Here is a 23,050-nt window from a genome sequence, read left to right as displayed (position 1 = left end):
GGGTGACTCAGGTCATCTTGATCGGTCCGCGTGGAGAAAGAAGCTACTCGGCCGCCGACTCGCAGAGCCGTTCGGCGGAACCCCTGCTGTCCAACGGGTAGCGACTGAAGGAAGCAGCTCCTTACTCATCGGCGACGATGCCGGAGGAAAAGACACGTGGAAGAAACCCCTGTGTGCTATCCGGGAGCAGTGGAGCAGGCCCGGCTGCTCGCCCGCAGTGCGACGACCGCAGCAGAACTCCTTGCAGCCGCTGAAAATCGGCTGAACTCGTCGCGGCACGTTTTCACAGATGTCGATTTGGCCGCCGCCCGGCGCAGCGCCGAGGAGGCCGATCGGCGGTTGGCGGCCGGAGTGGGCGGCGGCCTGCTCGGACTGCCCGTGGCGGTCGAGGACTCCTTGCCACGTTCGGCTTTCGACGCACTGGTGGCGGCGGGAGCCGTCGTGATCGGGAGAACGTCGGGGGCCGAGGTCCACCGCAACCCCACGACGGGCCTCCCCGCCACGGCGCTCGATCCCAAGGTGTCGGGCACGGCCGTCGCCGTCGCCACCGGTGTGGTGTCCGCCGTCCTGGCACGCCGCGCACCCGGTGCCGGAGATGTGCCCGCGGGAGGAGCGGGCGTGGTGGGCTTCGAGACCTCCGGTGGACGCGGCGTGGTGGCGAGGACCGTGGCCGACGTGGCGCACGTGGTGCGGGCGATCGGCTGGGCGGCCGAGCCCTCGAACCGTCCACTGAGGATCGGTGTGTCGGTGCGCGGCGTCGCCATGACGACCCGCACGCGCCCGCTCATGCGCCGGGTCGTCGAAGACGTCGCCGCACTGTTGTCGTTGCACGTCAACGAGGTGGTCGACCACGACCCGCACCTCGCCAGCGAGTCCAGGCTCCTGCTGGCGCCGCACCTGGCCGCGGGTCCTCGTGAGCTGGACCTGCTCGACCGGTTCGTGCCCTGGCCGCTGCGGGGCATCTGCCGGTCGATGCGCGCGGCGGAGCGGGTGATGCTGAACCACATGTTCACCGGTGTCGACGTGCTGGTGACACCGGGGCACACCGGGCCGGCCGAGACGATGTCGTTGCCCGGCGGGGTGTTGGTGCGCAACGGCGCCACCTCTCCGTTCTCGCCGCTGTGGAGAGTCAGCGGCTACCCGGCCGTGTCCGTGCGCGCCGGTTCGGACGCCGACGGGAACCCGTTGCCGGTGACCCTGATCGCGGTTCCGAAGGCGGAGGGCGAACTGCTCCGGGTCGCCGAGATCATCGAGGAGGAGCGGGGTGCTCATCGCAGGCCGTAGTCGACGTTCGAGGACGACACGACGTTCTTGAGGTCGAGCGAGTCGTCCGGGTCGCTGGCGTTGGTGACGCCGTAGGTGATGCCGCCCGCCAGGCACGCACCGATCACCAGGGCCAGTGACCCGGCGACGAGACCGCGCCGCCACACGAGCAGCAGGACCAGGCCGATCGCGACGAGCACGGCGCCGCCGGCCCACAGGACGGTGGGAAGAGCGGTGATCACGAACAGCCTCGGCAGGTTCTGCTTGACCTGGTCCACGTTCGCGGCGACCGAGGCGTTCGTCAGCCGCAGCTCTCCGGCGAACACGGGCGTTCCCGCGCCCTCCTCCTGCGTGTCGGTGCGCAGCTCCTGCCGGATGTCCTCCCGGACCGAGAGCACCGCGCCGGTCGTGGGCTCGACCAGCAACGTGCGGGTGACGCCGTAGTACTGGGTGACGTCCACGGACGGCTCCGGCCTGCCGACCAGCGAACCGGGGACCGCGAACCGGTCGAGCGCCGTCGGCGGGACCGTGTGCGTGAACCGGTACACGTCGAGTCCCTGCAACAGCTGCTCCCCGGCGAAGTGGATGGGGACCGGACGCTTGAGAACCGTGTCGTACCAAGGGTGATCACGCTGCTCGGTGTCGAACGGGAACACGAAGTTGAGGCCGGGTTGCAGCAGCTGCCGCCCTTCGGCGGTGACCCGCTTGCCCTGTTCGGTCTCGTAGAACTCGCCCAGGCAGGGGGAGACCGCCTCGCCGGTGCGGCGGTCGAGGCAGATCCTGCGCACCTCGGCGCTGAGCACGAGCTTGTCGGCGTCCTCCTTGACGATCGTCGCCCGCTTCCACACGGTGACGTCGCCGTTCTCCTTGACCTCGGGGGCGGCGAGATCGCCCTCGACGTGCGTCGTCGCAGTGAGGCGGAGGTTGTGCCGCACTTCCGGTGCCCCGCCGGGCGGGTACACGACGGCGGTGACTCCTTCGCCTTCGGAGACCGAGACCGTGTCGATGTCGTGCTGCAGCTTGGCGAGCAGGGGATAGGCGTGCAGCTGCAGCACCAATCCGGCCGCCACTGCGAAGGCGCCGAGCCCGAGCAGGGCGGCGACTACTGCGGTTCGCACAGGTCCTCACAAGTATTCGGTTGGCAGGGAGGGTGTTCCGTGAGGCGCGATTTCCGGTAACCGTGCGTTCAGTTCTACCCGGTCCGTGAGCTAGATCACAAGGGCATACCTGAATCCCATTCGGGTTACCTGGTCGCGGCGGCTGTGTCACGATCGCCGCTCAACTCGGTCAAGGTGGTGCGAACCCCTGGCCGGAGGTGGCGCGTCGTGAATGATCAGCCGCGCGCAGTCCTGTTCAGGTTCAACAGCTTGGGGGACTTATGAGAGTTCGCAGATGCCTGTCCTTGGCCTTCTCCGTCGCGGTGCTCGCCGGCGCCGCCGGGCCCGCCACGGCCGCCGCGGCGGAAACGGCGTGGCGCCTGGCCCCGATCCCGCAGAACAAGGCGACGAGCAACCTCTGGGACGTCGCCGCCGTCGACGCCAGGAACGCCTGGGCGGTCGGCTTCGAGGGCTACCACCCGGATCAGCAGTACACGACCGGTGATCCGATGATGCTGCGGTGGAACGGGTTCCGGTGGTCCCGGACGTCGCTCCCGGTCGTGCAGGGGCGGGTGTCGTTCCAGCGCGTCTCGGCGTCGTCCGCGAAGGACGTCTGGGTGACGGGTGCGCCCCGGTCGCAGGACGGCAACGTCACGCTGGTGTGGCGTTACAACGGCAGGACGTGGACCGAGGTGCCGTACCCGCCGGGAGCCGCCCCGAGCACGCTGTCGATCCGCGATCTGTCCGTTGTGGACGGACACGCCTGGCTGGTCGGTCATCGCGGCAACGCCCCGGTGTTCCACGAGTGGACCGGAACCTCCTGGCAGGAACACCAGCCACCCGCCGAATGCGTGGCGGGAGGCGGGTTCGTGAACTTCTGCACCATCAACGCCGTCAAGGCGTTCGCGCCCGACGACGTGTGGGCGGCGGGGAACGGCATGTGGAACGGCTACGCGGGCCCGCTGCTGTTCCACTGGAACGGTACGGCGTGGCGGGCTGTCGACATAGGACTGAACCAGCAGCTGGTCACCCTGCAGTCGCTGGACGGCACGTCCTCCCGCGACATCTGGGCGGTGGGTGACGGCGGCGGCATGGGATCGGCCAACGTGGTCGTGCGAGGGGACGGCATCACCTGGCAGACCGTGAGCGGGCTGAACACCCCGGCCACCCCAGGTGTCGCGGTAGGCGCGAACGGCACTCCTTGGGTCATCGGCCGGTTCCCGATGGCGTCGTTCAGCTCCCACGGCCTCGCCGGGTGGACCACCGTTCCGGCACCCGCTCCGCCGGGCTCGTCCGGCACGAACTACAACGCCATCACCGCCGTGCCCGGCACGAACCGGTTGATCGCGGTGGGCGCCGCGGACGTGCCCGGCACGAGCCCGCTCCTGCTGCAGGCGGTGATCGCCGAGTACTCGACGCGATGAACGGGGTCTGCGGCCGTCCGGTCCGCCGGGCGGCCGCAGGTGGGGGGTCACGTGCTCGGCGCGGTCCAGGTCCCGAGCGCGTTCAGCAGGTGGTCGATCATCGCGTCGGTGACCGGGCGGCGCTCGAACATGCTCCGGAAGACCAGGGGGCCGATGATCGTCGCCGGGGCGTCCAGCAGGTCGGCGGAGGGCTGAAGCTCACCTGTGCGCGTCGCCGAGTCCAGGGCGGTGCCGAGCTGGCCGCTGATCGTGGCGATGAGGTGCTCGCGCCGAGCGGATGCGTCGGGCTCCTCCGGTGTTCCGTGCAACAGCGCCGCGGTCACGGCCTGGACCTCGGGCAGGGCCAGCTCGTCGGCGAGCGTGCGCATCTGCCGCGCCAGCCACGGGCGGACGGGCGGGGCGGGGTCGCGGAAGAACGGCATCCGGACGCCGGCCATCGTGTCGTCGAGCAGCATTCTCGGCTGCGGCCAGTGGCGGTACACGGTCGCGCGCCCGACTCCCGCGCGCTTGGCGACGTTCTGGTGGGTGACCGCGGCCGGACCGTCCTCGCGGAGCAGTTCCCGCGCGGCGGAGAGGATCGCCTCGCGGCTGCGCGTGACGCGCGGATCGGTGGAGTCGGCCATGACGCCATCTTATGAGACAACTTGACTCAGAAGCACGCGGGACGGCAGTCTTGAACTTATGAGACAAGTTGACTCAAAAAGTGCTCGGCTGGTGGTTCTGGGGGCGAGCGGCGGCACCGGACGGGCTGTCGTCGAGGTCGCTCTGCGAGCCGGGCACGCCGTCACGGCCGTCGTGCGCCGAGGCGACGCGATCCAGCCCGCGCCCGGCCTGGCCGTGGTGGTGCTTCCGGTGCTGACCGGCCTGGCTCAGGTCGTCGACGGCCACGACGCGATCATCAGCGCGCTGGGCACCAGCGAGCGCGGTCCGTCCACGGTCTGCTCGGACGGCATCCGCGCCGCGTTGCTCGCGATGGGGGAGACGAACGTGCGCCGCCTCGTGGCCGTCAGCGCACACGGTGCGGCGGAGAGCCGCGACCGCTCGCTGTACTCGCTGCTGCTCTGGGCATCGGTGAAGCACAAGATGAGGGACAAGGAGGTGATGGAGGCGCTCATCCGGCAGTCCGATGTGGACTGGACGATCGTCCGTCCGCCCGCGCTGAAGGACGCCCCGGCGAGCGGCGGCTACCGCGCGGGCAACGATCTGCGCATCACCGTGACCTCCTCGGTCTCGCGCGCCGACCTGGCCGACTTCCTCGTGCGCGAGGCCGTGCGACCGGCGTTCGTCCGCCAGGCCCCGGGGATCGTCGCGTGAACGTCCAGAGTGGTCAGATCGACCTCAGCGGCCGGGTCGCGCTGGTGACCGGCGGCGCCGGCGGAATGGGCAGGGTCATCACCGCGGAACTGGCCCGCGCCGGCGCCCACGTCGTCATCACGAGCCGCGACGCCGAACGCGGGGAGGCCCTGCGGCGCGAGGTCGGCGCCGACCGGGTGGAGGTGCTCACCGGTGACCTGGGCGTCCGCCGCGACCTGCACCGGCTCGCCGCCGAGTTCTCACGACGCCACGACCGGCTGCACCTGCTGGTCAACAACGCCGGGGCGCACTACCGCGACCGGCGGTTGACCGCCGACGGCGTGGAAGCGCACCTGGCCGTGAACCACCTGGCCGGATTCACGCTCACGTACCTGCTGCACGACCGTCTCCGGGCCGCCGCGCCCAGCCGCGTCGTCAACGTCGTCTCGGCGACCATGTCCGACACCCGCACCGTGCCGCTGCTCGGCGGGCCCCGGCCGGTCCCGCTCGACCTGGCCGGCGTCACCGACCTGCGCGAGCTCAACCCCGCCGAGGGCTTCGCCCCGTTCACCGCCTACGCGAGGGCCAAGTTGCTGAGCACGATCTGCGGCTACGTCTTCGCCGACCGGTGGCACGACGAGGGCGTGACGGTGAACTCCGTGCACCCCGGGCTCGTCAGCACGAGCATCGTCGACGACATCACGCCCGCCGCGCTCAGGCCCTTCCGGTCGCTGATCCACAGTCGTCTGCTGACACCGCGGGCGGGCGCGGCGGCCGCACTGCGCCTGGCCACCGACCCCGGCCTCTCGACAGTGACGGGCCGCTACTACGTGCGGGACGAGGAGAGCCGGTCGCCCGGCGTCTCCTACGACCCGGCCGTGCGCGCCCAGGCCTGGCGGCTCAGTGCCGACTGGGCGGAGACCGCCGGTTGAGGTCTTCCCAGGCACGCGGCCCGGTGCGGGCGCGAGTGGGAGGAACTCCGCTCACACCAGCACCGGGTGCGCTGCTCAGGAGCAGGCGTAGAACCGCGTCAGGCTTTCCTTCGGGAACCACTCGTTGACCGCGCAGTGGTAGACCCTGCCCGTTGCTTCCTCGTGGATGTCGACGTACTCGGAGTACCAGGCGTCGGACTCCCGGCCGCCCTTGCCCAGGCTGATGTAGCCGACGGTGCCGAACGACGGGTGCCGGTGCGGGCCGGACGTCCAGGTCTCGCCGCGGTTGAAGTCCCTGTCGAACTGCATCGGGGCGGAGTTGCCCGCGGTGCCGAACATCGTCACCCGGACGGGGTCCTCGGTGTCCGCGTTCGGCAGGTTGCCGGTGCGGAAGGTGAGGTAGTAGGTGCTGATGCCGTCGGCCGAGGCGGGAACGACCGCCGTGAGCGAGCCGAGGACGGCCAGTGCCGCGGAGAACAGCACGGTGCGGATCTTCATGGTCTCTCTTCCTGTCGACGTGTGCCGTGACGCCGCTACCGTGGCGGGGGACGGTGGTCGTCCAGTGGCCGCCCGGCGGCCGTCCGCCGCTGATCGGCCGCCGTGCCGACCTACGGCGGATGCCTAGACTGGCGATCATGACGAAGCACCGGTGGGCCGCCGACGACCTTCCCGACCTGACCGGCCGCACCGTCGTGGTGACGGGCGCGGCCAGCGGGGTGGGACGCGGCACGGCCACCGCCTTCGCCGCGGCGGGGGCGCGCACGGTGCTCGCGGTGCGCGACGTCGCCGCCGGTGAGCGGGCCGCGGCCGCCATGCCCGGCACCACCGAGGTCCGTCAGCTGGACCTGGCGAACCTGGCGTCGGTGCGCGCGTTCGCCGAGGGCTGGCAGGGCGGCCTCGACGTCCTCGTCAACAACGCCGGGGTGGCGATGACCCCGTTCGGCCGCACGGCGGACGGGTTCGAGCTGCAGTTCGGCACCAACCACCTCGGCCACTTCGCGCTGACCAACCTGCTGCTGCCCTCGATCACCGGCCGCGTGGTGACCGTGGCCTCGGGCGCGCACAAGGCGGGCGTGCTCGATCTCGACGACCTCGACTTCGCCCGTTCCGGCTACACGCCGGTGAAGGCCTACGGACGGTCGAAGCTCGCGAACCTGCTGTTCACCCTCGAACTGGACCGGCGCTGCCGCGAGGCCGGGTCGTCCGTGCGCGCGCTGGCCTCGCACCCCGGCTACTCGGCGACCAACCTGGGCACCAAGGGGCGCAACCGGCACCTGGTCAAGATCGTGCACCTGGCCGGGCGCTACCTCGCGCAGACCGAGGCGCAGGGCGCGCTGCCGTCGTTGTACGCGGCGACCCAGGACCTGCCGGGCGCCAGCTACGTCGGCCCGGACGGACGGTTCGAGCTGCACGGCCACCCCGCGCTGGTCGGCCGGTCGGCGGCGGCCAGCGACCCGGTGCTGGCACGGCGGCTGTGGGAGGCGTCGGAGCGGCTCACCGGAGTGGTCTTCCCCCTGCCCGCGAAGGCCTGAACCCGGCGCTCAGCCCGGCGAGCAGGTCAGCAGCATCGTGACGACCAGCGCCACGGCCGCCGTGATGACGGGCACCGTCAGCGCCGTGACTCCGGCGATCCCGCAGGAGAGCAGCCTGCCGGCGTGGTTCGGCATCCGGCGGCGGCGTTGCAGCCGGTCCAGCCGCGTGCCGAGCGCGTCTCTGCTCATCGCGAGCGCGGAGCCCGGAGCACCGTGGCAGGACACCCGCATCAGCGCGGCGCGGACGGTCTCGACACCGTGGGTGCGGGCCGAGGCCAGGTCGGCGGCCATCTCGACGAGTTCGCGGATCGTCGTGGCCGCGCGCTTGAACAGCGGCAGGACCGGCAGCGTGGCGGCCACGGCGTCCGCGGCGGCGACCAGCAGGTGGTGGCGGCCGGCGAGGTGTGCTCGCTCGTGGTCGAGCACGGCGTCGACCTGGCCGGGGGTCAGGTGGCGGTGAAGTCCCTCGGTGGCCACGACGACACCGGGTCTGCCCGCGAGGCTGAACGCCAGCGGACGGTCGTGGTCGAGCCACACCGTCGGGTGCGCGCCGGCCTCCCGCCGTCCGGCCAGGCGCAGCACCGCGAGGTGTTCCTCACGGGCGCGTGCTCGTTGCCGGGTGCCGCGCGCGCCGACGAACGCCAGGCGGACGAGGAGAGCGGCGAGCAGCGCGCCGCCCGTGAGGCCGCTGACGACCTCGACCGTCGGCGTACTGCCGTGGGACACCGACTGCCAGCAGTGGTGCAGGGTGTCGAGGGCGCCGAGGCCGTGTTCGGGGAGCACGAGCAGCACCGCGGCCGTGGTCGAGGTGATCACGACCGCGACCACCGAGGTGATCCACGCGACCAGGGCCACCACGGGGTCGCTGATCCGCCACAGCACGCGGGGCGCCAGCCAGCCCATCGCGGCGCACCCGAGCAGCAACGTCAGCGCGACCGTCATCGGCCCGAGGACTTCCTGCGCAACGCGCGGCGCAGCACCGCCGACTCCTCCGCGGTCGCGGACTGGGCGAAGTGCAGCAGCGCGGCCTCCGGGTCGCCCGAGGCGATGAGCACGTCCCTCACGGCGTTCGCGGCGGCTTCGGCGCGGGTGATCGTGGGCTGGTACCGGTAGGCGTTGCCCTCGAGCTCGCGCGTCACCCAGTCCTTGCGGTGCAGGTTGTCGAGCACGGTGAGGACGGTGGTGTAGGCGAGTTGTTTGCCGGTGTCCAGCCGTTCCAGCACCTGGCGCACCCTGAGCGGTTCGCGGGCGTGCCACAGCACGTCCATCACCGCCGCCTCCAGCTCACCCAGCCCGCGCATCGCTCCCGCCCTTCCCGCAGAGCCAGCAGTATGCCTGGCGACCGAGACGTCTCCGAACCACAGCCGCGTGGTCACCTCCCGAGCCCGGTCACACCGCGCGGTTTGTAGACCGCGAGCACCAGCGCCACGACCAGCACCACCAGAGCACCACCGGCGTGCACCACGAACGTCGGTGAACGCAGCGGCGTCAGATCGGCGGCGGGATCCGCGGCGACGGCGGCGAAGCGGTCCACGGTGCGCGTGGAGACGAGCAGCACCGCGGTGGCGAACACGGTCAGCACCAGCTTGAAGACCACCCAGTGGTGCCGGAACAGGCCCCAGGTGGAGCCGAGCGACGAGACCACGCCGGTCAGCAGCGACGCGACCGCGAACGGCAGCACCACGAACCACACCACCGGCTCCGCGATCACGTTCGCAGCACGGACGACGTGATCGTCCTGATCGGACACCCCGACGACCGCCACGGCCAGGAACGTGAGCACGGCACCGAACCAGCCCACCGAGGACGCGATGTGCGCGGTGAGCGCGAGCTTGCGCAGAGGCGGCCTCATCGGTGCATGCCCGGTCCGTGCTCGACGGGAAGCGCGAGCAGCACGAGGAACACCACGACCAGCACCGCCACGACGATGCCCATGATCTTCACCCAGCGCGGCGTGTCAGCCATGAGCCGCAGTTTACGAGACACTGTGTATTTATCAAGACACAGTGTCTCCATCCTCTACGATGTGCTCGTGCCGAAGCTGTGGAACGAAACGATCGAGACGCACCGCCGCGAGGTGAGGCACGCGATCCTGGCCACCACCGCGGCGCTGGTGGCCGAACGCGGTCTGCTCACCGTGACGATGTCCCAGATCGCGGAGCGGACCGGCATCGGCCGGGCCACGCTGTACAAGTACTTCCCAGACGTGGAAACGATCCTGCACGCCTGGCACGGGGAGCAGATCGCGCACCACCTCGCTCATCTGGCCGAGGTCCGCGACCGGCCGGGCAGCCCTGTCCGGCGCCTGCGAGCCGTGCTCGAAGCGTTCGCCGACATCGCGCACGGGTCGCGCGGTCACTTCGACTCAGGCCTCATGGCGGCGCTGCACCGCGATGAGCACGTCGCTCACGCACAGGAGCAGGTCCGGGACATGATCCGGGATCTGCTGGCCGAAGCCGCTGCGAGCGGCGACGTCCGGAGCGACGTCGCACCCGCCGAACTCGCGGCCTACTGCGTCCACGCGCTGAGCGCGGCCGGCACGCTGCCCTCCAGGGCCGCCGTTCGCCGGCTGGTCGCGGTGACCCTCGCCGGTCTCTCGGCCTGACGGCGTTCCGGCTCGCGGGTCCGCGAGCCGGAACGCGGATCAGACGGTGTTCTTGTTCGCGCTGCGGAACCCGCGCAGGCGCAGGCTGTTGCTCACCACGAAGACCGAGGAGAACGCCATCGCGGCCCCGGCGATCATCGGGTTGAGCAGGCCGAGCGCGGCCAGCGGCAGGGCGGCCACGTTGTAGGCGAAGGCCCAGAACAGGTTGCCCTTGATGGTGCCGAGCGTGCGCCGTGCCAGCCGGATGGCGTCGACCGCCGCGCGCAGGTCGCCCCGCACGAGCGTGAGGTCGCTGGCCTCGATGGCGACGTCCGTGCCGGTTCCCATCGCGAGTCCGAGGTCGGCCTGGGCGAGCGCGGCGGCGTCGTTCACGCCGTCACCGACCATGGCGACCACGCGGCCCTCGGCCTGCAGGCGCCTGACCACCTCGACCTTGTCCTTCGGCAGGACCTCGGCGATCACCTCCTCGATGCCGACCTCGGCGGCCACCGCCTTGGCCACGGCCTCGTTGTCGCCGGTCAGCAGCACCGGCCGGAGACCGAGCCGACGCAGCCCGGCGATCGCCTCGGCCGAGGTGGGCTTGACCGCGTCGGCCACGATCAAGACACCGCGCGCCTCGCCGTCCCAGGCCACCAGCACGGCGGTGCGGCCCTTGTCCTCCGCCTCCTTCTGCGCGGTCGCGAGGTCCTCGCCGAGCCGGACGCTCCACTCGTCGAGCAGCCGGGCCCGGCCGACCAGCACGGCGTGCTCGCCGACGACGCCCTGCACGCCGAGCCCCTCCAGGTTCTGGAAGCCCTCGACCTCGGGCAGGTCGCCGATCCGTGCGGCAGCGCCGGCGGCGATCGCCCTGGCGATCGGGTGCTCGGAGGCGTGCTCCAGCGCACCGGCCAGGCGCAGCACCTGCTCCTCGTCGACGCCGGCCGCCGCGTGCACCTCGACCAGGCTCATCTGCCCGCTCGTGACCGTGCCGGTCTTGTCGAGCACGACCGTGTCGACGCGGCGCGTGGACTCCAGCACCTCGGGCCCCTTGATCAGGATGCCCAGCTGCGCGCCGCGGCCGGTGCCGACCAGCAACGCCGTCGGCGTGGCCAGGCCGAGCGCGCACGGGCACGCGATGATCAGCACCGCCACGGCGGCGGTGAACGCCGCGGAGGCGCCCGTTCCCGCGCCCAGCCAGAACGCCAGCGTGCCGACGGCCAGCGCGATGACGATCGGGACGAACACGGCGGAGATCCGGTCGGCGAGGCGCTGGGCCTCCGCCTTGCCGTTCTGCGCGTCCTCGACGAGCTTCGCCATCTGCGCGAGCTGCGTGTCCGTGCCGATCCTCGTGGCCCGCACGACCAGCCGTCCGCCCGCGTTGACCGTGGCGCCGACCACGCCGTCGCCGGTGGTGACCTCGACCGGCACGGACTCGCCGGTGATCATGCTGAGGTCGACGGCCGAGCTGCCCTCCTCGACCACGCCGTCGGTGGCGATCTTCTCGCCGGGCCGGACGACGAACCGGTCGCCGACCCGCAGCCGGTCGACGCTGATGCGCTCCTCGCGGCCGTCGCGCAGGACGGCGACGTCCTTGGCGCCGAGTTCGAGCAGGGCGCGCAGCGCGGCACCGGCGCGGCGCTTGGACCGCGCCTCGAAGTAGCGGCCCGCGAGGATGAACGTCGTTACCCCGGCCGCGACCTCGAGGTAGATGTTGCCCGCACCCGACATGCGCTGAACGGTCAGGTCGAAGCCGTGCGTCATGCCGGGAACGCCCGCGGTGCCGAAGAACAGCGCGTACAGCGACCACAGGAACGCCGCGCCCACACCGAGTGAGATCAACGTGTCCATGGTGGCGGCACCGTGCCGCAGGTTGGTCCACGCGGCCTTGTGGAACGGCCACGCGGCCCACACCACGACCGGCGCGGCGAGCGTGAGCGAGAGCCACTGCCAGTAGGTGAACTGCAGCGCGGGGACCATCGCCAGCGCGACCACGGGCACGCTCAGCACCACGGAGGTGACCAGACGGCGGCGCAGCGGCAGGGTGGGGTCTTCCTCGACCTCCGCGCCGGTCTTCGGGGGAGCGGGGAGCTCGGCGGTGTAGCCGGTGTTCTCGACGACCTTGACCAGGTCCTCCGCGGTCAGCGATCCGGGGAAGCTGACGCGCGCCTTCTCCGTGGCGTAGTTGACGGTCGCCTGGACGCCGTCGAGCTTGTTGAGCTTGCGCTCGATCCTGGCGGCGCAGGAGGCGCAGGTCATGCCGCCGATGGACAGTTCGATCTCACTCGCCGGTGAGCTCATGGAACGCGCCTCCTCTTCGAGGGTGTCGTGCTCAGCCACCGTGACCACCGTGGTCGTCGGACGGCGTGGGCGTGGCGGTCGTCGGTGCGGGCGCGGGTGCGGAGCCGCTGGTGTGGAGCGTGAAGCTCGCCGTGCGGACCTTGCCGTCGTGCTGGAAGTCCAGGAACAGCCGGTACCGGCCGGGTGTCGGCACCTCGACCGCGAACTTCACGTCGGGTCCCGCACCGGGGGCGTCCTGCGGGTGCACGTGCAGGTAGGCCAGATCGGCCGCGCGCAACGCGACCAGGTGGCCGTTGGCGCCGAGGTAGGCCTGCAGGTCCGTCACGGGCTTGCCGTCCTTCGTGACGGTGGTGGTCACGGTGGACTCGGCGCCCGCGGTGAGGTCGCCGGTCAGCCGGACGACGTAACCGTCCACCGCGGACTCGCGGGAGTCCTCGGCGAACTGCTGCGGCTCGTACGCGCCGCCGACCTGGACGTCGGCCCCCAGCGTGGTCTTCGCGCCGTTCTCCGGCTTGAAGTCCGCGAACACGCGGTAGCTCCCGGCCGACGGGATCGTGAGCGGGACCGACCACGTGCCGTCCCCGGACATCTCGGGATGCACGTGCTGGAACCCGGAGCCGTCCCGGCGCACCAGCACGAGGTGGAGCTTCTTCTCGTGCTCCACGTCGAACCCGGTGACGGTGCCGCCGCTGGTCGTCCCGATCCGGAAGCTGAAGTTCTGCGGCGTCCGAGCGGGCAGGGTGGTCTGCGCCAGGGTGAGCACGTAACCGTTCTCCGCGACGGAAAGTCCTGGTGGGAGCTTGCCTTCCGCTGCGTCCTGAGCCGTGGCGGGCTGTTCCGCCGCGTTCGGCGTGGACGGACCGCCGAACGGCTCGGTGGCGGCGCCGGCGGCCCATGCGCCGCCGAAGACGATCGCCAGCACACCGGCGTAGGCGGCCACCTTCGTGGCGGTGTTCATCTGGCTCTCCCTCAGCTGCTGACCAGCGTGTAGCCGGCCTCGGTGACGGCGGCCCGGACGTCGTCCTCGGCGACGGGCTGGTCGCTCGTGACGGTGACCTTGCCGCTGTCGAGCTCGACGGCCACGCCGCGCACGCCGCCGATCTGGCTGATCTCCTCGGTCACCGAGCTGACGCAGTGCCCGCAGGTCATGCCGCTGACGGTGAAGACGGACTCGGACATGGGGTGCTCCTCGGAAGTGGTTCGGAAACGCGGAGTCAGGAGCGGACCAGGCGGGCGATGGCGTTGCTGGCCTCGGCGATCTTCTCGTCCGCGGTCGTGCCGCCCTCGGTGATGGCCTGGCTGACGCAGTGCTTGAGGTGCTCGTCGAGCAGGTTGAGCGACACCGACTGCAACGCCCTGGTCGCGGCGGAGATCTGGGTGAGGACGTCGATGCAGTAGTCGTCGTTCTCGATCATCCGCTGCAGGCCGCGCACCTGACCCTCGATGCGCCGCAGGCGCCGCAGGTGGTCTTCCTTGTTGCCGGTGTAGCCGTGCATCTGCCGCTCCTGTCGATCGGTCCGCCGCGCGGCCGGTCGTGGATGACCGGGGGAACGGCGGACGCTTGCCACCTTTATACCCATGGGGGGTATGGGTGTGCAAGGAGTTCGACGATACGGAGTAGGGGTATGTGCTATGAGGTGGCGCTCGGTGTCCGGCTGGATGCGCCCGGTCGTGGCAGGTGAACGCCGGACGAGCCGTTGGGCGCTCGTCCGGCGTTCACCGCGCCGGCTCTACTTCAGGAGCGCCTGCATCTCGGTGATCTCCGCCTGCTGGGCGGTGATGATGTCCTGCGCGAGCTTCTTCGCCTCGGCGCTGGAACCCTTCTCCTGTTCCACTTCGGCCATCTCGACGGCGCCCTGGTGGTGCTTGATCATCATGTCGAGCCACATGCGGTCGAACTCCGCACCGGTGGCGCCGTTGAGCCGCGCCATCTCCTCGGCCGTCATCATGCCCGGCATCGAGCCGTGGCCGGAGCCGTGGTCCATGCCCGGCATCGACGTCGAGGCGGGGGCGGCACCCCACTTCGTCAGCCACTCGGTCATCTTCTTGATCTCGGGCTCCTGCGCCGCGGCGACGCGCCTGCCGAGGTCGGTGACCTTGGGATCCGTGCTCTTGCCCGGGACCATCGCCGCCATGTCCAGCGCCTGCTGGTGGTGCCCGATCATGTCCTGCGCGAACTCGACGTCCTGCTCGTTGTGGCCGTCCTGCTGGCCCGCGGCGGACGGCGCGGGCGCGGTCGAGCCGTGCTGCATGCCCGCCATGTCGCCACCGCAGCCCGCGAGGAGTGCGGCGGCGGCCACGCCGGCGACGCCGAAACCGATCAGGGACTTCCTCATCATGTGCAACCTTCTGTGCTTGGGAATGTGACCGTCCGAGGAACCGGCGTCGATCACAACCTCAGCACGCACAACGAGGTCAGCACCCCGCGGCCGCCGAGCGGGGGAGGCCTGGCGGGTGCGCGTGGCCAGGCGGGAGCCGAAGCCGCCCGGTCGTCCGGCGGGCGGCTCAGGCGCAGGAGCGACCAGCCGAGCAGGAGCAGGGACACCACGGCGCACAGGATCGCCATGCACATGTGCGACATGTCGTGTGCCGGTGCGGGCTCCGGGTCGTCCGGTGCGTGATGGCCGCCGTGGGCGCCGGCTGTGGCGGCGATGCCGGCCTGCGCGCCAGGCGCGCCCGCGTTCACGTGGTGCATCCCGATGACGCCGAGGACGAGCAGGCAAAGCAGCACCCACTGGGCCGCTGTTCGCTGTGTGCTCCGGGTCATGCCACTACCGTACCTAGTAGGTCCCATCACTGGCGCTTACGGGTGGCCGTCGCGACCGGTTCACCTGAGGTCGCTCGGTCGAGGGTTGACACCCATGGGGGGTATGGGCGTAACTTGCTTCCCGTTATACCCCCAGGGGGTACCGAACGGGTGAAGGGGACGTCATGGAACACGGCGGCTCACAGCAAAGTCTGACCAAACTGGCCGTGTCGGCGACGCTGCACTGCCTCACCGGCTGCGCCATCGGCGAGGTGCTGGGCATGGTGATCGGTACCGCCCTGGGCTGGTCCGCCCTGGCGACCATCGTGCTCGCGGTCGCGCTGGCCTTCGTGTTCGGGTACGCGCTCACCATCCGCCCGGTGCTGAGGTCGGGCTTGCCGCTGCGTGCCGCGATCGGTGTGGCCTTCGCCGCCGACACCGTGTCGATCGCCGTCATGGAGGTCGTCGACAACGCGGTGATGCTGCTCGTGCCCGGTGCGATGGAGGCGGGCCTGGCGAGCTGGCTGTTCTGGCTCAGCCTCGCCTTCGCGCTGGCCGTGGCGTTCGTCGTGACGGTCCCGGTCAACCGCTGGCTGATCTCGCGGGGCAAGGGGCACGCCGTCGTGCACCAGTACCACGGCGGCCACGACGGTCGCCACCAGCACTGAGCGCGGGAAGTCCACTGCGGACGGCCGTCGGCGTTCCCCGCCCTGGCTCGCGGGGTCCTCGGGGTCAGTCCAACGACTCATCAGTCTGGGCTGATGTATCATTCCCGGCTGATGGCACTCGATGCTGATGTGTTGAAGGTCCTCGCGGATCCGCTGCGCGCCCGGATCCTGCAGCTGCTGGCCGCTGAGGCCCTGTGCACCTGCCACCTCGTCGAGGAGACCGGTGCGAAGCAGGCGAACGTGTCGAACCACCTGAAGGTGCTGCGCGAGGCAGGGTTCGTCGACGCCGAACCGTGCGGGCGCTTCACGTACTACCGCCTGCGGCCCGACGCGCTGCGCCGGGTCGCCGACGCACTCCACGAGCTGGCCGACCGCGCCGGCTCCGATGCCAGGAGGCCTTGTTGAGCACCATCCGTCGGGCGGTGGAGCAGGACGTCCTGCACCGGCTGTCCAGTCTGGACCGCTGGTCGAGTGCCGGTGCTCGTGGGGCTGGTCTGCGTGAGCCTGTGGCCGCGTCGTCGCCGGGAGGCCCGCGCTGAGGTCTGATGTCGTCGTGATCGGCGGCGGCCAGGCAGGTCTGGCCGCCGCCTACTACCTGCGCCGCGCGGGCGTCGGTCACGTGGTGCTCGACGCGCAGTCCTCGCCGGGCGGTGCGTGGCCGCACGGGTGGAACTCGCTGCGGCTGTTCTCGGTCGCGCGCCACAGCTCCCTGCCGGGCTGGCCGATGCCGCCCTTCTCGGACGGCTATCCGACCGCACAGCACGTGGTCGACTACCTGACGGCCTACGAGAAGCGCTACGACGTCCCCGTGCACCGGTCCGTCCAGGTGTCGGCGGTGAGCCGCGCCGAGGACGGACTCCTGGTGCACACCGACGCAGGTACCTGGACCGCGCGGCACGTGATCAGCGCGACCGGCACGTGGTGGCGGCCGTTCCGTCCGCTGGTGGAGCTGCCGGGCCGTCAGCTGCACACCGTCGACTACCGCGACCCGCTCGAGTTCGCGGGGCGGAAGGTAGTCGTGGTCGGCGGAGGCAACTCCGGCGCGCAGATCGCGGCCGACCTCGCTCCGCACGCGTCACTGACGTGGATGACCCGTCGCCCGCCGCGGTACCTGCCCGACGAGATCGACGGCAAGGCGCTCTTCGACATCGCCAGCCGCCGGGCGGGTGGGGTGGGCGAGTTGGGCGACATCGTGGCGGTGCCACCGGTCCGGGAGGCTCGGGACAGCGGGCTGCTCGTGGCCACGCCGATGGACACCGGCGTGCTCGCCGGGGCCGACGTCGTGATCTGGTCCACCGGGTTCCGGCCCGCGCTCGGGCACCTCTCGCCGCTGCGCCTGCGCGACGAGCGCGGCCGGGTCGCGGTGGACGGCACGACGGCGGTAGGGGAGCCGCGCCTGCACCTGCTCGGGTACGGCGGCTGGACCGGCGCCGCGTCCGCGACCCTGATCGGCGTCGGGCCCACCGCGAAGGCCGCCGCGGCGGAGATCGCCGCATCACTCGGCGGCTGACCGCGCCTGTCGGGGCTTGTCCGTTGTCGGCGACGCCTCGCCCAGCGAACTCGGCCTGCCGGCACAGCACGTGAAGCTCGTCTGCACGCACAACTCGGCGCGTTCCCAGTTCGCCGCCGCGCTGTGCAAGGAGCGCAGCACTGTTCCCGTCGCCTCCGCCGGCACGACGCCCGCCGACGGCGTGCACCCGCGAGCGTCGAAGACGTCCTGCGGCCGGGCGTTGTCGCAGTCGCCGTCTGCGACAACGCCCGCGAACAGTTCGGCGGTCGCCTCGACCACCCTCGAACACGCCTACCTCGACCGCGCCGGCCGGGTCGACCGGCTGCACGCGCTGGCGAAGGTCGAGGGCCACGTGCGCGACGGCAAGCCGGTCGTGCTGTTCCTCTGCGGGCAAGGACGTCAGCGACGTCCGTCCCGTCCGCGACGAGAGCGAACGCCGCGTCCGCGGGCTTCTCCAGGAGCTCGACGTCGAGGTCCGGGCCTGAACGAAGCGCGGGGGCCGATCAGCCGACCCGCGCCGCCGCGCGCTCGCCGCTGACGCTGGACAGCAGGGCGGCCATCCTGTCGGTGGTCTCCGGCCGCACCCGGTAGTAGACCCACGTGCCCCGCCGCTCCGAGTCGACCAGACCTGCCTGCCGCAGCAGCTTGAGGTGATGGGAAATCGTCGGCTGCGAGAGGTCGAACGCGGGCGTGAGCTCGCAGACGCAGACTTCGCCGCTGGGACGTGACGCGATCAGCGACAGCAGTCGCAGGCGTACCGGATCGCCCAGCGCCTTGAACACCGTCGCCAGCTCCGCGGCCTGCTGCTCGGCGAGCGGTTCCTCCGACAGCGGCTCGCAGCAGCCCTCGCCTTGATTCGACATATTTCAATATTGACGCGTCTCCGGCCCCGGTGCAACCATGGCATCGACAAACTTCGATACAGCCTGGAAGGGTGCCTCTCATGAGCGAGCAGACCGACCTGCGAGAGACCGTCCGTGCCCGCTACGCGGCCGCCGCGACCGCTGTCGCACGGGGTGGGGGCGGGTGCTGCGGCCCGGACGCCGTGGAGGTCGACGAGACGTTCGGCGCCGCGCTGTACCCGGCGGCGCAGCGCGACGAGCTGCCCGCGGAGGCCGTGGCCGCCTCGCTCGGTTGCGGCAACCCGATCGCCGTCGCTGAGCTGCGCGAAGGCGAGCGGGTGCTGGACCTGGGCTCGGGCGGCGGCATCGACGTCCTGCTCTCCGCGCGCCGCGTGGGCGCCACCGGCAAGGCCTACGGCCTGGACATGACCGACGAGATGCTCGCGCTGGCGTTGTCCAACGCGGAGAAGGCCGGTGCCACCAACGTCGAGTTCCTCAAAGGTGACATCGAGACCATCCCGTTGCCCGGCGGCACCATCGACGTCGTGATCTCCAACTGCGTCGTCAACCTCTCCGTCGACAAGCCCGCCGTGTTCGCCGAGACCTTCCGCGTCCTGCGTCCCGGAGGCCGCATCGGCATCTCCGACGTGGTGGCCGACGACCACCTCACGCCCGCCGAGCGGGCCGAGCGGGGCTCCTACGTCAGCTGCATCGCCGGAGCCCTCACCTTCACCGAGTACCGGGAGGGCCTCGAAGCTGCCGGGTTCACCGGCGTCGAGATCACCCCGGCGTTCGAGGCGGCCGACGGCATGCACGGGGCCATCGTGCGCGCGGTGAAGCCGCTGACCGTCGAGGCGACGGCACCGGTGCAGGCCGAAGGGGCGTGCTGCGGTGTCAGCGCCTGCTGCACCTCCGAAGAGCGGTCCGCAGATCCCGGCCTCACCGTCGTGGAGGCGAAGACCGCGTCGGGCTGCGGCTGCCAGAACTAGGGCCTGTATCGAGGTCCGGCCGCACCGCCAGAAACCACCTCAAGCGCGACTCTCATCGAACCAGACCTCGATACAGGCCCTAGCGGTCTCGGAGGAGCAGCGCGGCTACGCCATGGCGTTGATGTCGCACTGCTGAGCGGCGTCCTGCAGTGCGCGCAGTGCCGCCCGGCACGCCGGTCGGTTCGTGGTGCTGTTGCGCCACAAGGCGAACACCCGTCGCCGGGGTGCCGGTAGCAGCGGCACGAACCGGACGCCGGACGGTGCCTGGCCACGTCCGAGCCGGGGGATGACCGCCGCACCGAGTCCCGCCGCCACCACCGCGAGCTGGGTGGAGTGCTCGGAGGCGGTGTGCCTGACCCGGCGCTCGATCCCGTTGCGGCGCAGGGTGTTCTCGAGCCAGCCGTGGCAGATCTCGTCGCTGGGCCAGCCGACCCAGTCCTCGTCGCGCAGTTCGTCCAGGGTTACGGTGGACCGGTCGGCGAACGGGTGGTGGGCCGGGAGCGCCACGTCGAGAACGTCTTCCAGCAGTGGGGCGCAGGAGATCCCGTCGGGCACCGCGAGCGGCTCCTCCGGCCAGTCCTGCACCACCGCGATGTCGATGTCGGCGTGACGCAGCTGTGCGATCGACTCGGTGGGCTCCAGCTCCGCCAGCCTGGCCGACAGGTTCGGGTGCCGCTGCCGCAACGCGTGCAGCACCGTCGGCAGCAGACCACGCGCGGCGGTGGCGAAGGCGGCGATCGTGAGCGAACCGGCCACGGCGCCGCGGTGGCCGGCGAGGTCGGTCTCGGCGAGCTCGACCTGCTGCAGCAGCCTGCCCGCGTGCTCGGCGAGCAGGTCGCCCGCGTCGGTGAGCCGGACGCCCCGCCCCTGCTTCTCCAGCAGGCGCTGCCCGACCTCGCGCTCCAGTCTGGACAGTTGCTGCGACACCGCCGAGGTGGTCACGTGCAGCGCCTCGGCGGCGCCGCGGACCGATCCCGTGGTGGACACCGCGTGCAGGGTCCGCAGGCGTTCCAGGTTCAACACTTAAGCGATGCTACGCGGTTGATCTAAGAATGTTTCGATTGTCTTGCTGATGGACGGGCGGCAGTGTCGGTGCCACAGGAACCGACACCCGCAAGGAGACTTCGTGCGAACCGATCGTCACCACCTCGTCCTCGGCGGCGACCTCCCGGTCCACCGGCTGGGTTTCGGCGCCATGCGCATGCCCGAGGACGACCCGGCCGCCGCGCACGCCCTGGCTCGCCGCGCGGTCGAGCTCGGCGTCACCTTCATCGACACCGCCGACTCCTACGACCTCGGCCGCAACGAGGAACTGCTCGCCGAGGCACTGCACCCGTACCCCGACGGCGTCGTGGTGGCCACCAAGGCCGGCCAGTGCCACCCCGGCGACGAGTGGATCCCGCTCGGTCGTCCGGAGTACCTGCGCCAGCAGGCCGAGCTGAGCCTGCGCCGGCTCCGGGTCGAGCGCATCGACCTGTTCCAGCTGCACCGGATCGACCCCGCGGTGCCGCTGGCGGACCAGATCGGCGCCCTGCGGCAGTTGCAGGACGAGGGAAAGGTGCGGCACGTCGGGCTGTCCGAGGTCTCCGTCGAGCAGATCGTCGAAGCGGGCCGGATCACGCCGATCGTGAGCGTGCAGAACCGGTACAACCTGGAGGACCGGCGCTGGGAGGACGTGCTGGAGCACTGCGAGCGGCACGGCATCGCGTTCCTGCCCTGGCTGCCGATCGCGCCGAGCGTCCGGCCGGGCTCACCGGTGGCGGAGGTGGCCCGCCGGATCGGCGCCACCGCGGCGCAGGTCGCACTGGCGTGGTTGTTGCGGCGGTCGGAGGTCGTGCTCCCCATCCCGGGCACGTCCTCCCTGCGCCACCTGGAGGAGAACGCCGGCGCGGTGGACGTGGATCTGTCCGATGAGGACTTCGACCTGCTCGCCCGGGGCCACGAGATGTCGCGCGCCTGAGCCGAGTTCGGCGGAGGGGGGAGAACGGACCGCGGCCGTCCCGGCGGCTCCGTGCCGGGGGTGCGTTCCGTCGTCGCGCACCCTCGGCCTGTTGCGCGCCTGTCAGAAGATGATCTCGCAGCCGGACAGCGACTCGAAGCGCGAGTCGCAGCGGTCGGCCTGACCGGCACCGCCGTCACCGGCGTCCTGACCGGCCGGATCGGTGAGCGTGTCGTTGCCCGCGTCACCGTTGACGATGTCGTTCCCGGCGCCACCGTCGAGATCGTCGACGCCCGCACCACCGTTGAGGCGGTCGTTGCCGTTGTCCCCGTTCATCCGGTCGGCGCCGTTCTGCCCGTTGAGCGTGTCGGCGCCGTCGCCACCGCTGACGGAGTCCGCACCCGCTCCCGCGTTGACGGTGTCATCGCCCGCACCGGCTTCGACGTTGTCCGCCGCCGCGCCGCCGTTGACGGTGTCGTTCCCGGCACCGCCGTCGAGACGATCGGGACCCTCGCCCCCGAGGAGCGTGTCGCCGCCCGCCTCACCGTTGAGGGTGTCGGCACCCGCTTCTCCCGCCACCCAGTCGTTTCCGTTGCCGCCGAAGAACTCGTCGGCGCCCGCTCCCAGGCAGGCCGTGTCGTTGCCGTTGAGACCGAACACGACGTCGTCGCCGCCGTGCGTGACGAACACGTCCGCACCGTTCGTGCCGAACAGCACGTCGTCGCCGTTCGTGCCGACGTGCGTCGCCGCCAGCCCGTTGCACGTCTGCGGTGGCTGAGCGGCCGCGATCCCGGCCGGACAGAGCACCAGACCCGCCGTGAGGAGAACGGCGGACACCACTGATCTTCGCATGTCATCCATGTCAGCAGTCTCGTGCTGTCGAGAGGACGGCCCAAGGGGCCAAATATTGCCGGTGACCGGGTACATCGCCGCGAAATGGTTGCCCTGCAACGAACTGTCATCGCCGCGCCGCTCGTCCTCCGGTGGCGTTCCGGAGAGCTGTGGCGAGCCAGAGCAGTTCTTCGGTGGCGTCCGGTGCGCTGTACTTCCCCCGCACACGACTGACGAGCCGGCGGTACCGTTCCGCGCCGGCGTCGATCCCGGCCTCCAGGGACAGCAGCACCGCGCCCAGATCGGTGTCGCCGAACGAGGTGGAGATCAGCTCCGCTGCGGCGGGATCGTCAGGAGCGATGCCTTCTTCCCTTGCCCGCGCGACGGTGTTCACCACCTGCCGAGCCCACCAGATGTTCGCGCCGGGTGGTGCTTTCTGCCCCGGGGCGGGGGTGTTCAGTCGCAGGAAGGTCCCCAGCCGGGCGCGGAAGTCCCTGTCCTGCAGGAGTTCCGCCAGCTCGATCCAGGCGTCCACCTGGTCGGGTGTGGGATCGTCCGGCAGGTCGATGCTGAGTTCGCTCACCCGCTCGCGCAGGCTCGGGTCCATGTCGAGGCCACCGAACACGTCGGCCTTGAAGTCGTCGATGATCTGCGCGCGTTCGGCGGTGGAGAGTCGTGCCAACCGGTTCATCAGTGCTGTCTCCTCGGGAGTGGATCGGCGTTTCGACACGGTGGACAACACGGCGCGGCTCACCTTCAGGGCGCGGATCTGCGTGTCGATCGCGGCCACGTGCGCGTCGGCGACCTCGGCGACCGTCGCCTTGTGGTCGAGCACCCGGCGCACGTCGCCGAGACCGAGGCCGAGCTCGCGCAGGGTGCGGATGAGCTCGACGCGGGCCACGCACGCGGCGTCGTAGAGCCGGTAGTCGCTTGCCGTGCGACCGGCCGGCGTGATGACCCCCTCGTTCGACCAGAAGCGCAAGGTGCGGGCCGAGATGCCCGTACGGCGCGCGAGCTGGCCGATGGTGAGCAGGTCCGTGCGTTCGTCCATGAACGAATCCTCGACCTTGCAGCCACTGGAAGGTCAACCACCGGCTGTTCG

The 23,050-nt window shown here is 71.1% G+C and carries 28 protein-coding genes; 12 read left to right on the top strand and 16 right to left on the bottom strand.

Annotation, left to right across the window (positions count from 1 at the left end; translation table 11 throughout):
* Positions 1-297 precede the first annotated feature (297 nt).
* Positions 298-1,284, top strand: a complete 987-nt coding sequence (locus tag ORI60_RS00445) for an amidase family protein (RefSeq protein WP_266032566.1) — start codon at positions 298-300, stop codon at positions 1,282-1,284.
* Here ORI60_RS00445 and ORI60_RS00440 read toward each other — a convergent pair.
* Complete coding sequence (locus ORI60_RS00440) at positions 1,269-2,381, bottom strand: DUF3068 domain-containing protein (protein ID WP_266032564.1); 1,113 nt, start codon at positions 2,379-2,381, stop codon at positions 1,269-1,271. The genes ORI60_RS00445 and ORI60_RS00440 overlap by 16 nt on opposite strands.
* Positions 2,382-2,665: 284 nt before the next feature.
* On the opposite strand from ORI60_RS00440, the gene ORI60_RS00435 reads away from it, so the two are divergent.
* Positions 2,666-3,784, top strand: a complete 1,119-nt coding sequence (locus ORI60_RS00435) for a hypothetical protein (RefSeq protein WP_266032562.1) — start codon at positions 2,666-2,668, stop codon at positions 3,782-3,784.
* A 47-nt stretch (positions 3,785-3,831) separates the two neighbouring features.
* Here ORI60_RS00435 and ORI60_RS00430 read toward each other — a convergent pair whose 3' ends face one another.
* Entirely contained in the window at positions 3,832-4,407 is a 576-nt protein-coding gene (locus tag ORI60_RS00430) for a TetR/AcrR family transcriptional regulator (protein ID WP_266032559.1), read from the bottom strand.
* Positions 4,408-4,498: 91 nt separating this feature from the next.
* Between ORI60_RS00430 and ORI60_RS00425 the strand changes: the two genes are divergently transcribed.
* Both ORI60_RS00425 and ORI60_RS00420 read left to right on the top strand, forming a co-directional pair.
* Positions 4,499-5,098 (top strand): NAD(P)-dependent oxidoreductase, encoded by a 600-nt coding sequence (locus tag ORI60_RS00425; RefSeq protein WP_266032556.1) that lies wholly within the window; start codon positions 4,499-4,501, stop codon positions 5,096-5,098.
* Positions 5,095-6,009, top strand: coding sequence for an SDR family NAD(P)-dependent oxidoreductase (locus ORI60_RS00420; RefSeq protein WP_266032553.1), 915 nt, complete (start codon positions 5,095-5,097; stop codon positions 6,007-6,009). The genes ORI60_RS00425 and ORI60_RS00420 overlap by 4 nt, the downstream gene beginning before the upstream one ends.
* Before the next feature lie 75 nt (positions 6,010-6,084).
* Here ORI60_RS00420 and ORI60_RS00415 read toward each other — a convergent pair whose 3' ends face one another.
* A complete protein-coding gene (locus tag ORI60_RS00415; protein ID WP_266032551.1) occupies positions 6,085-6,507 on the bottom strand; it encodes a PLAT/LH2 domain-containing protein in 423 nt (140 codons plus the stop codon).
* A gap of 137 nt (positions 6,508-6,644) precedes the next feature.
* On the opposite strand from ORI60_RS00415, the gene ORI60_RS00410 reads away from it, so the two are divergent.
* Positions 6,645-7,541 carry an oxidoreductase gene (locus tag ORI60_RS00410; protein ID WP_266032548.1) on the top strand — a complete coding sequence of 299 codons (897 nt, stop codon included), beginning with the start codon at positions 6,645-6,647 and terminating at the stop codon, positions 7,539-7,541.
* Between the two features lie 9 nt (positions 7,542-7,550).
* Here ORI60_RS00410 and ORI60_RS00405 read toward each other — a convergent pair whose 3' ends face one another.
* The 3 genes from ORI60_RS00405 to ORI60_RS00395 form a co-directional block, all read right to left on the bottom strand.
* Complete coding sequence (locus ORI60_RS00405) at positions 7,551-8,483, bottom strand: M56 family metallopeptidase (RefSeq protein ID WP_266032546.1); 933 nt, start codon at positions 8,481-8,483, stop codon at positions 7,551-7,553.
* Positions 8,480-8,842, bottom strand: a complete 363-nt coding sequence (locus ORI60_RS00400; RefSeq protein WP_266032543.1) for a BlaI/MecI/CopY family transcriptional regulator — start codon at positions 8,840-8,842, stop codon at positions 8,480-8,482. Before ORI60_RS00400 ends, ORI60_RS00405 begins: the two co-directional genes overlap by 4 nt.
* A gap of 71 nt (positions 8,843-8,913) precedes the next feature.
* Positions 8,914-9,393 carry a DUF2269 domain-containing protein gene (locus tag ORI60_RS00395; RefSeq protein ID WP_266032541.1) on the bottom strand — a complete coding sequence of 160 codons (480 nt, stop codon included), beginning with the start codon at positions 9,391-9,393 and terminating at the stop codon, positions 8,914-8,916.
* A 180-nt stretch (positions 9,394-9,573) separates the two neighbouring features.
* Between ORI60_RS00395 and ORI60_RS00390 the strand changes: the two genes are divergently transcribed.
* The gene (locus ORI60_RS00390) at positions 9,574-10,146 is read left to right on the top strand and encodes a TetR/AcrR family transcriptional regulator (RefSeq protein WP_266032538.1); all 573 of its coding nucleotides are present in this window, start codon (positions 9,574-9,576) and stop codon (positions 10,144-10,146) included.
* Positions 10,147-10,185: 39 nt separating this feature from the next.
* On the opposite strand, the gene ORI60_RS00385 is transcribed toward ORI60_RS00390, so the two are convergent.
* The 6 genes from ORI60_RS00385 to ORI60_RS00360 all read right to left on the bottom strand — a co-directional run bounded on the left by ORI60_RS00385 (position 10,186) and on the right by ORI60_RS00360 (position 15,190).
* Positions 10,186-12,423: a heavy metal translocating P-type ATPase gene (locus ORI60_RS00385; RefSeq protein WP_266033896.1), complete on the bottom strand. Its 2,238-nt coding sequence runs from the start codon at positions 12,421-12,423 to the stop codon at positions 10,186-10,188.
* Positions 12,424-12,454: 31 nt separating this feature from the next.
* Positions 12,455-13,381 (bottom strand): hypothetical protein, encoded by a 927-nt coding sequence (locus tag ORI60_RS00380; RefSeq protein ID WP_266032536.1) that lies wholly within the window; start codon positions 13,379-13,381, stop codon positions 12,455-12,457.
* An 11-nt stretch (positions 13,382-13,392) separates the two neighbouring features.
* On the bottom strand, positions 13,393-13,602 hold the full coding sequence (locus ORI60_RS00375) for a heavy-metal-associated domain-containing protein (protein WP_266032535.1): 210 nt from the start codon (positions 13,600-13,602) through the stop codon (positions 13,393-13,395).
* Between the two features lie 35 nt (positions 13,603-13,637).
* Entirely contained in the window at positions 13,638-13,919 is a 282-nt protein-coding gene (locus ORI60_RS00370) for a metal-sensitive transcriptional regulator (protein ID WP_266032533.1), read from the bottom strand.
* A 234-nt stretch (positions 13,920-14,153) separates the two neighbouring features.
* On the bottom strand, positions 14,154-14,759 hold the full coding sequence (locus ORI60_RS00365; protein WP_266032532.1) for a DUF305 domain-containing protein: 606 nt from the start codon (positions 14,757-14,759) through the stop codon (positions 14,154-14,156).
* A gap of 53 nt (positions 14,760-14,812) precedes the next feature.
* Positions 14,813-15,190 carry a hypothetical protein gene (locus ORI60_RS00360; protein WP_266032530.1) on the bottom strand — a complete coding sequence of 126 codons (378 nt, stop codon included), beginning with the start codon at positions 15,188-15,190 and terminating at the stop codon, positions 14,813-14,815.
* 164 nt (positions 15,191-15,354) lie between these two features.
* Here ORI60_RS00360 and ORI60_RS00355 point away from each other — a divergent pair, with 164 nt between their 5' ends.
* The 4 genes from ORI60_RS00355 to ORI60_RS00340 all read left to right on the top strand — a co-directional run bounded on the left by ORI60_RS00355 (position 15,355) and on the right by ORI60_RS00340 (position 17,885).
* On the top strand, positions 15,355-15,837 hold the full coding sequence (locus tag ORI60_RS00355) for a DUF4396 domain-containing protein (protein ID WP_266032529.1): 483 nt from the start codon (positions 15,355-15,357) through the stop codon (positions 15,835-15,837).
* 111 nt (positions 15,838-15,948) lie between these two features.
* A complete protein-coding gene (locus ORI60_RS00350) occupies positions 15,949-16,242 on the top strand; it encodes an ArsR/SmtB family transcription factor (RefSeq protein WP_266032527.1) in 294 nt (97 codons plus the stop codon).
* A 130-nt stretch (positions 16,243-16,372) separates the two neighbouring features.
* Positions 16,373-17,347, top strand: a complete 975-nt coding sequence (locus ORI60_RS00345; protein ID WP_266033893.1) for an ArsO family NAD(P)H-dependent flavin-containing monooxygenase — start codon at positions 16,373-16,375, stop codon at positions 17,345-17,347.
* A gap of 16 nt (positions 17,348-17,363) precedes the next feature.
* On the top strand, positions 17,364-17,885 hold the full coding sequence (locus ORI60_RS00340; protein WP_266032525.1) for a hypothetical protein: 522 nt from the start codon (positions 17,364-17,366) through the stop codon (positions 17,883-17,885).
* On the opposite strand, the gene ORI60_RS00335 is transcribed toward ORI60_RS00340, so the two are convergent.
* Positions 17,851-18,210, bottom strand: a complete 360-nt coding sequence (locus ORI60_RS00335; protein WP_266032522.1) for an ArsR/SmtB family transcription factor — start codon at positions 18,208-18,210, stop codon at positions 17,851-17,853. The genes ORI60_RS00340 and ORI60_RS00335 overlap by 35 nt on opposite strands.
* Before the next feature lie 80 nt (positions 18,211-18,290).
* Here ORI60_RS00335 and arsM point away from each other — a divergent pair, with 80 nt between their 5' ends.
* Entirely contained in the window at positions 18,291-19,178 is an 888-nt protein-coding gene (gene arsM / locus ORI60_RS00330) for an arsenite methyltransferase (protein ID WP_266032520.1), read from the top strand.
* A 105-nt stretch (positions 19,179-19,283) separates the two neighbouring features.
* On the opposite strand, the gene ORI60_RS00325 is transcribed toward arsM, so the two are convergent.
* Positions 19,284-20,201, bottom strand: coding sequence for a LysR family transcriptional regulator (locus ORI60_RS00325; RefSeq protein ID WP_266032518.1), 918 nt, complete (start codon positions 20,199-20,201; stop codon positions 19,284-19,286).
* A gap of 103 nt (positions 20,202-20,304) precedes the next feature.
* Between ORI60_RS00325 and ORI60_RS00320 the strand changes: the two genes are divergently transcribed.
* Entirely contained in the window at positions 20,305-21,138 is an 834-nt protein-coding gene (locus tag ORI60_RS00320; RefSeq protein ID WP_266032516.1) for an aldo/keto reductase, read from the top strand.
* Between the two features lie 102 nt (positions 21,139-21,240).
* Here the strand turns inward: ORI60_RS00320 and ORI60_RS00315 are convergent, their stop codons facing one another.
* Positions 21,241-21,969: a calcium-binding protein gene (locus tag ORI60_RS00315; RefSeq protein ID WP_266032514.1), complete on the bottom strand. Its 729-nt coding sequence runs from the start codon at positions 21,967-21,969 to the stop codon at positions 21,241-21,243.
* Positions 21,970-22,075: 106 nt separating this feature from the next.
* Entirely contained in the window at positions 22,076-22,999 is a 924-nt protein-coding gene (locus ORI60_RS00310; protein ID WP_266032512.1) for a MerR family transcriptional regulator, read from the bottom strand.
* Positions 23,000-23,050 lie beyond the last annotated feature (51 nt).

The sequence above is a fragment of the Lentzea sp. NEAU-D7 genome (genome assembly GCF_026242055.1).
In the GTDB taxonomy this organism is placed as follows: Bacteria; Actinomycetota; Actinomycetes; order Mycobacteriales; family Pseudonocardiaceae; genus Lentzea.
The sequence above is the reverse complement of the archived record's forward strand: the minus strand, read 5'-3'. Positions and strand labels throughout refer to the sequence as shown.

Bases quoted from the DNA above. Each gene is read 5' to 3' on its own strand.
- ORI60_RS00430 (WP_266032559.1), bottom strand. From the start codon at position 4,407: ATGGCCGACTCCACCGATCCGCGCGTCACGCGCAGCCGCGAGGCGATC.
- ORI60_RS00415 (WP_266032551.1), bottom strand. From the start codon at position 6,507: ATGAAGATCCGCACCGTGCTGTTCTCCGCGGCACTGGCCGTCCTCGGC.
- ORI60_RS00410 (WP_266032548.1), top strand. From the start codon at position 6,645: ATGACGAAGCACCGGTGGGCCGCCGACGACCTTCCCGACCTGACCGGC.
- ORI60_RS00405 (WP_266032546.1), bottom strand. From the start codon at position 8,483: ATGACGGTCGCGCTGACGTTGCTGCTCGGGTGCGCCGCGATGGGCTGG.
- ORI60_RS00400 (WP_266032543.1), bottom strand. From the start codon at position 8,842: ATGCGCGGGCTGGGTGAGCTGGAGGCGGCGGTGATGGACGTGCTGTGG.
- ORI60_RS00395 (WP_266032541.1), bottom strand. From the start codon at position 9,393: ATGAGGCCGCCTCTGCGCAAGCTCGCGCTCACCGCGCACATCGCGTCC.
- ORI60_RS00385 (WP_266033896.1), bottom strand. From the start codon at position 12,423: ATGAGCTCACCGGCGAGTGAGATCGAACTGTCCATCGGCGGCATGACC.
- ORI60_RS00380 (WP_266032536.1), bottom strand. From the start codon at position 13,381: ATGAACACCGCCACGAAGGTGGCCGCCTACGCCGGTGTGCTGGCGATC.
- ORI60_RS00375 (WP_266032535.1), bottom strand. From the start codon at position 13,602: ATGTCCGAGTCCGTCTTCACCGTCAGCGGCATGACCTGCGGGCACTGC.
- ORI60_RS00370 (WP_266032533.1), bottom strand. From the start codon at position 13,919: ATGCACGGCTACACCGGCAACAAGGAAGACCACCTGCGGCGCCTGCGG.
- ORI60_RS00365 (WP_266032532.1), bottom strand. From the start codon at position 14,759: ATGAGGAAGTCCCTGATCGGTTTCGGCGTCGCCGGCGTGGCCGCCGCC.
- ORI60_RS00360 (WP_266032530.1), bottom strand. From the start codon at position 15,190: ATGACCCGGAGCACACAGCGAACAGCGGCCCAGTGGGTGCTGCTTTGC.
- ORI60_RS00355 (WP_266032529.1), top strand. From the start codon at position 15,355: ATGGAACACGGCGGCTCACAGCAAAGTCTGACCAAACTGGCCGTGTCG.
- ORI60_RS00350 (WP_266032527.1), top strand. From the start codon at position 15,949: ATGGCACTCGATGCTGATGTGTTGAAGGTCCTCGCGGATCCGCTGCGC.
- ORI60_RS00335 (WP_266032522.1), bottom strand. From the start codon at position 18,210: ATGTCGAATCAAGGCGAGGGCTGCTGCGAGCCGCTGTCGGAGGAACCG.
- arsM (WP_266032520.1), top strand. From the start codon at position 18,291: ATGAGCGAGCAGACCGACCTGCGAGAGACCGTCCGTGCCCGCTACGCG.
- ORI60_RS00315 (WP_266032514.1), bottom strand. From the start codon at position 21,969: ATGCGAAGATCAGTGGTGTCCGCCGTTCTCCTCACGGCGGGTCTGGTG.
- ORI60_RS00310 (WP_266032512.1), bottom strand. From the start codon at position 22,999: ATGGACGAACGCACGGACCTGCTCACCATCGGCCAGCTCGCGCGCCGT.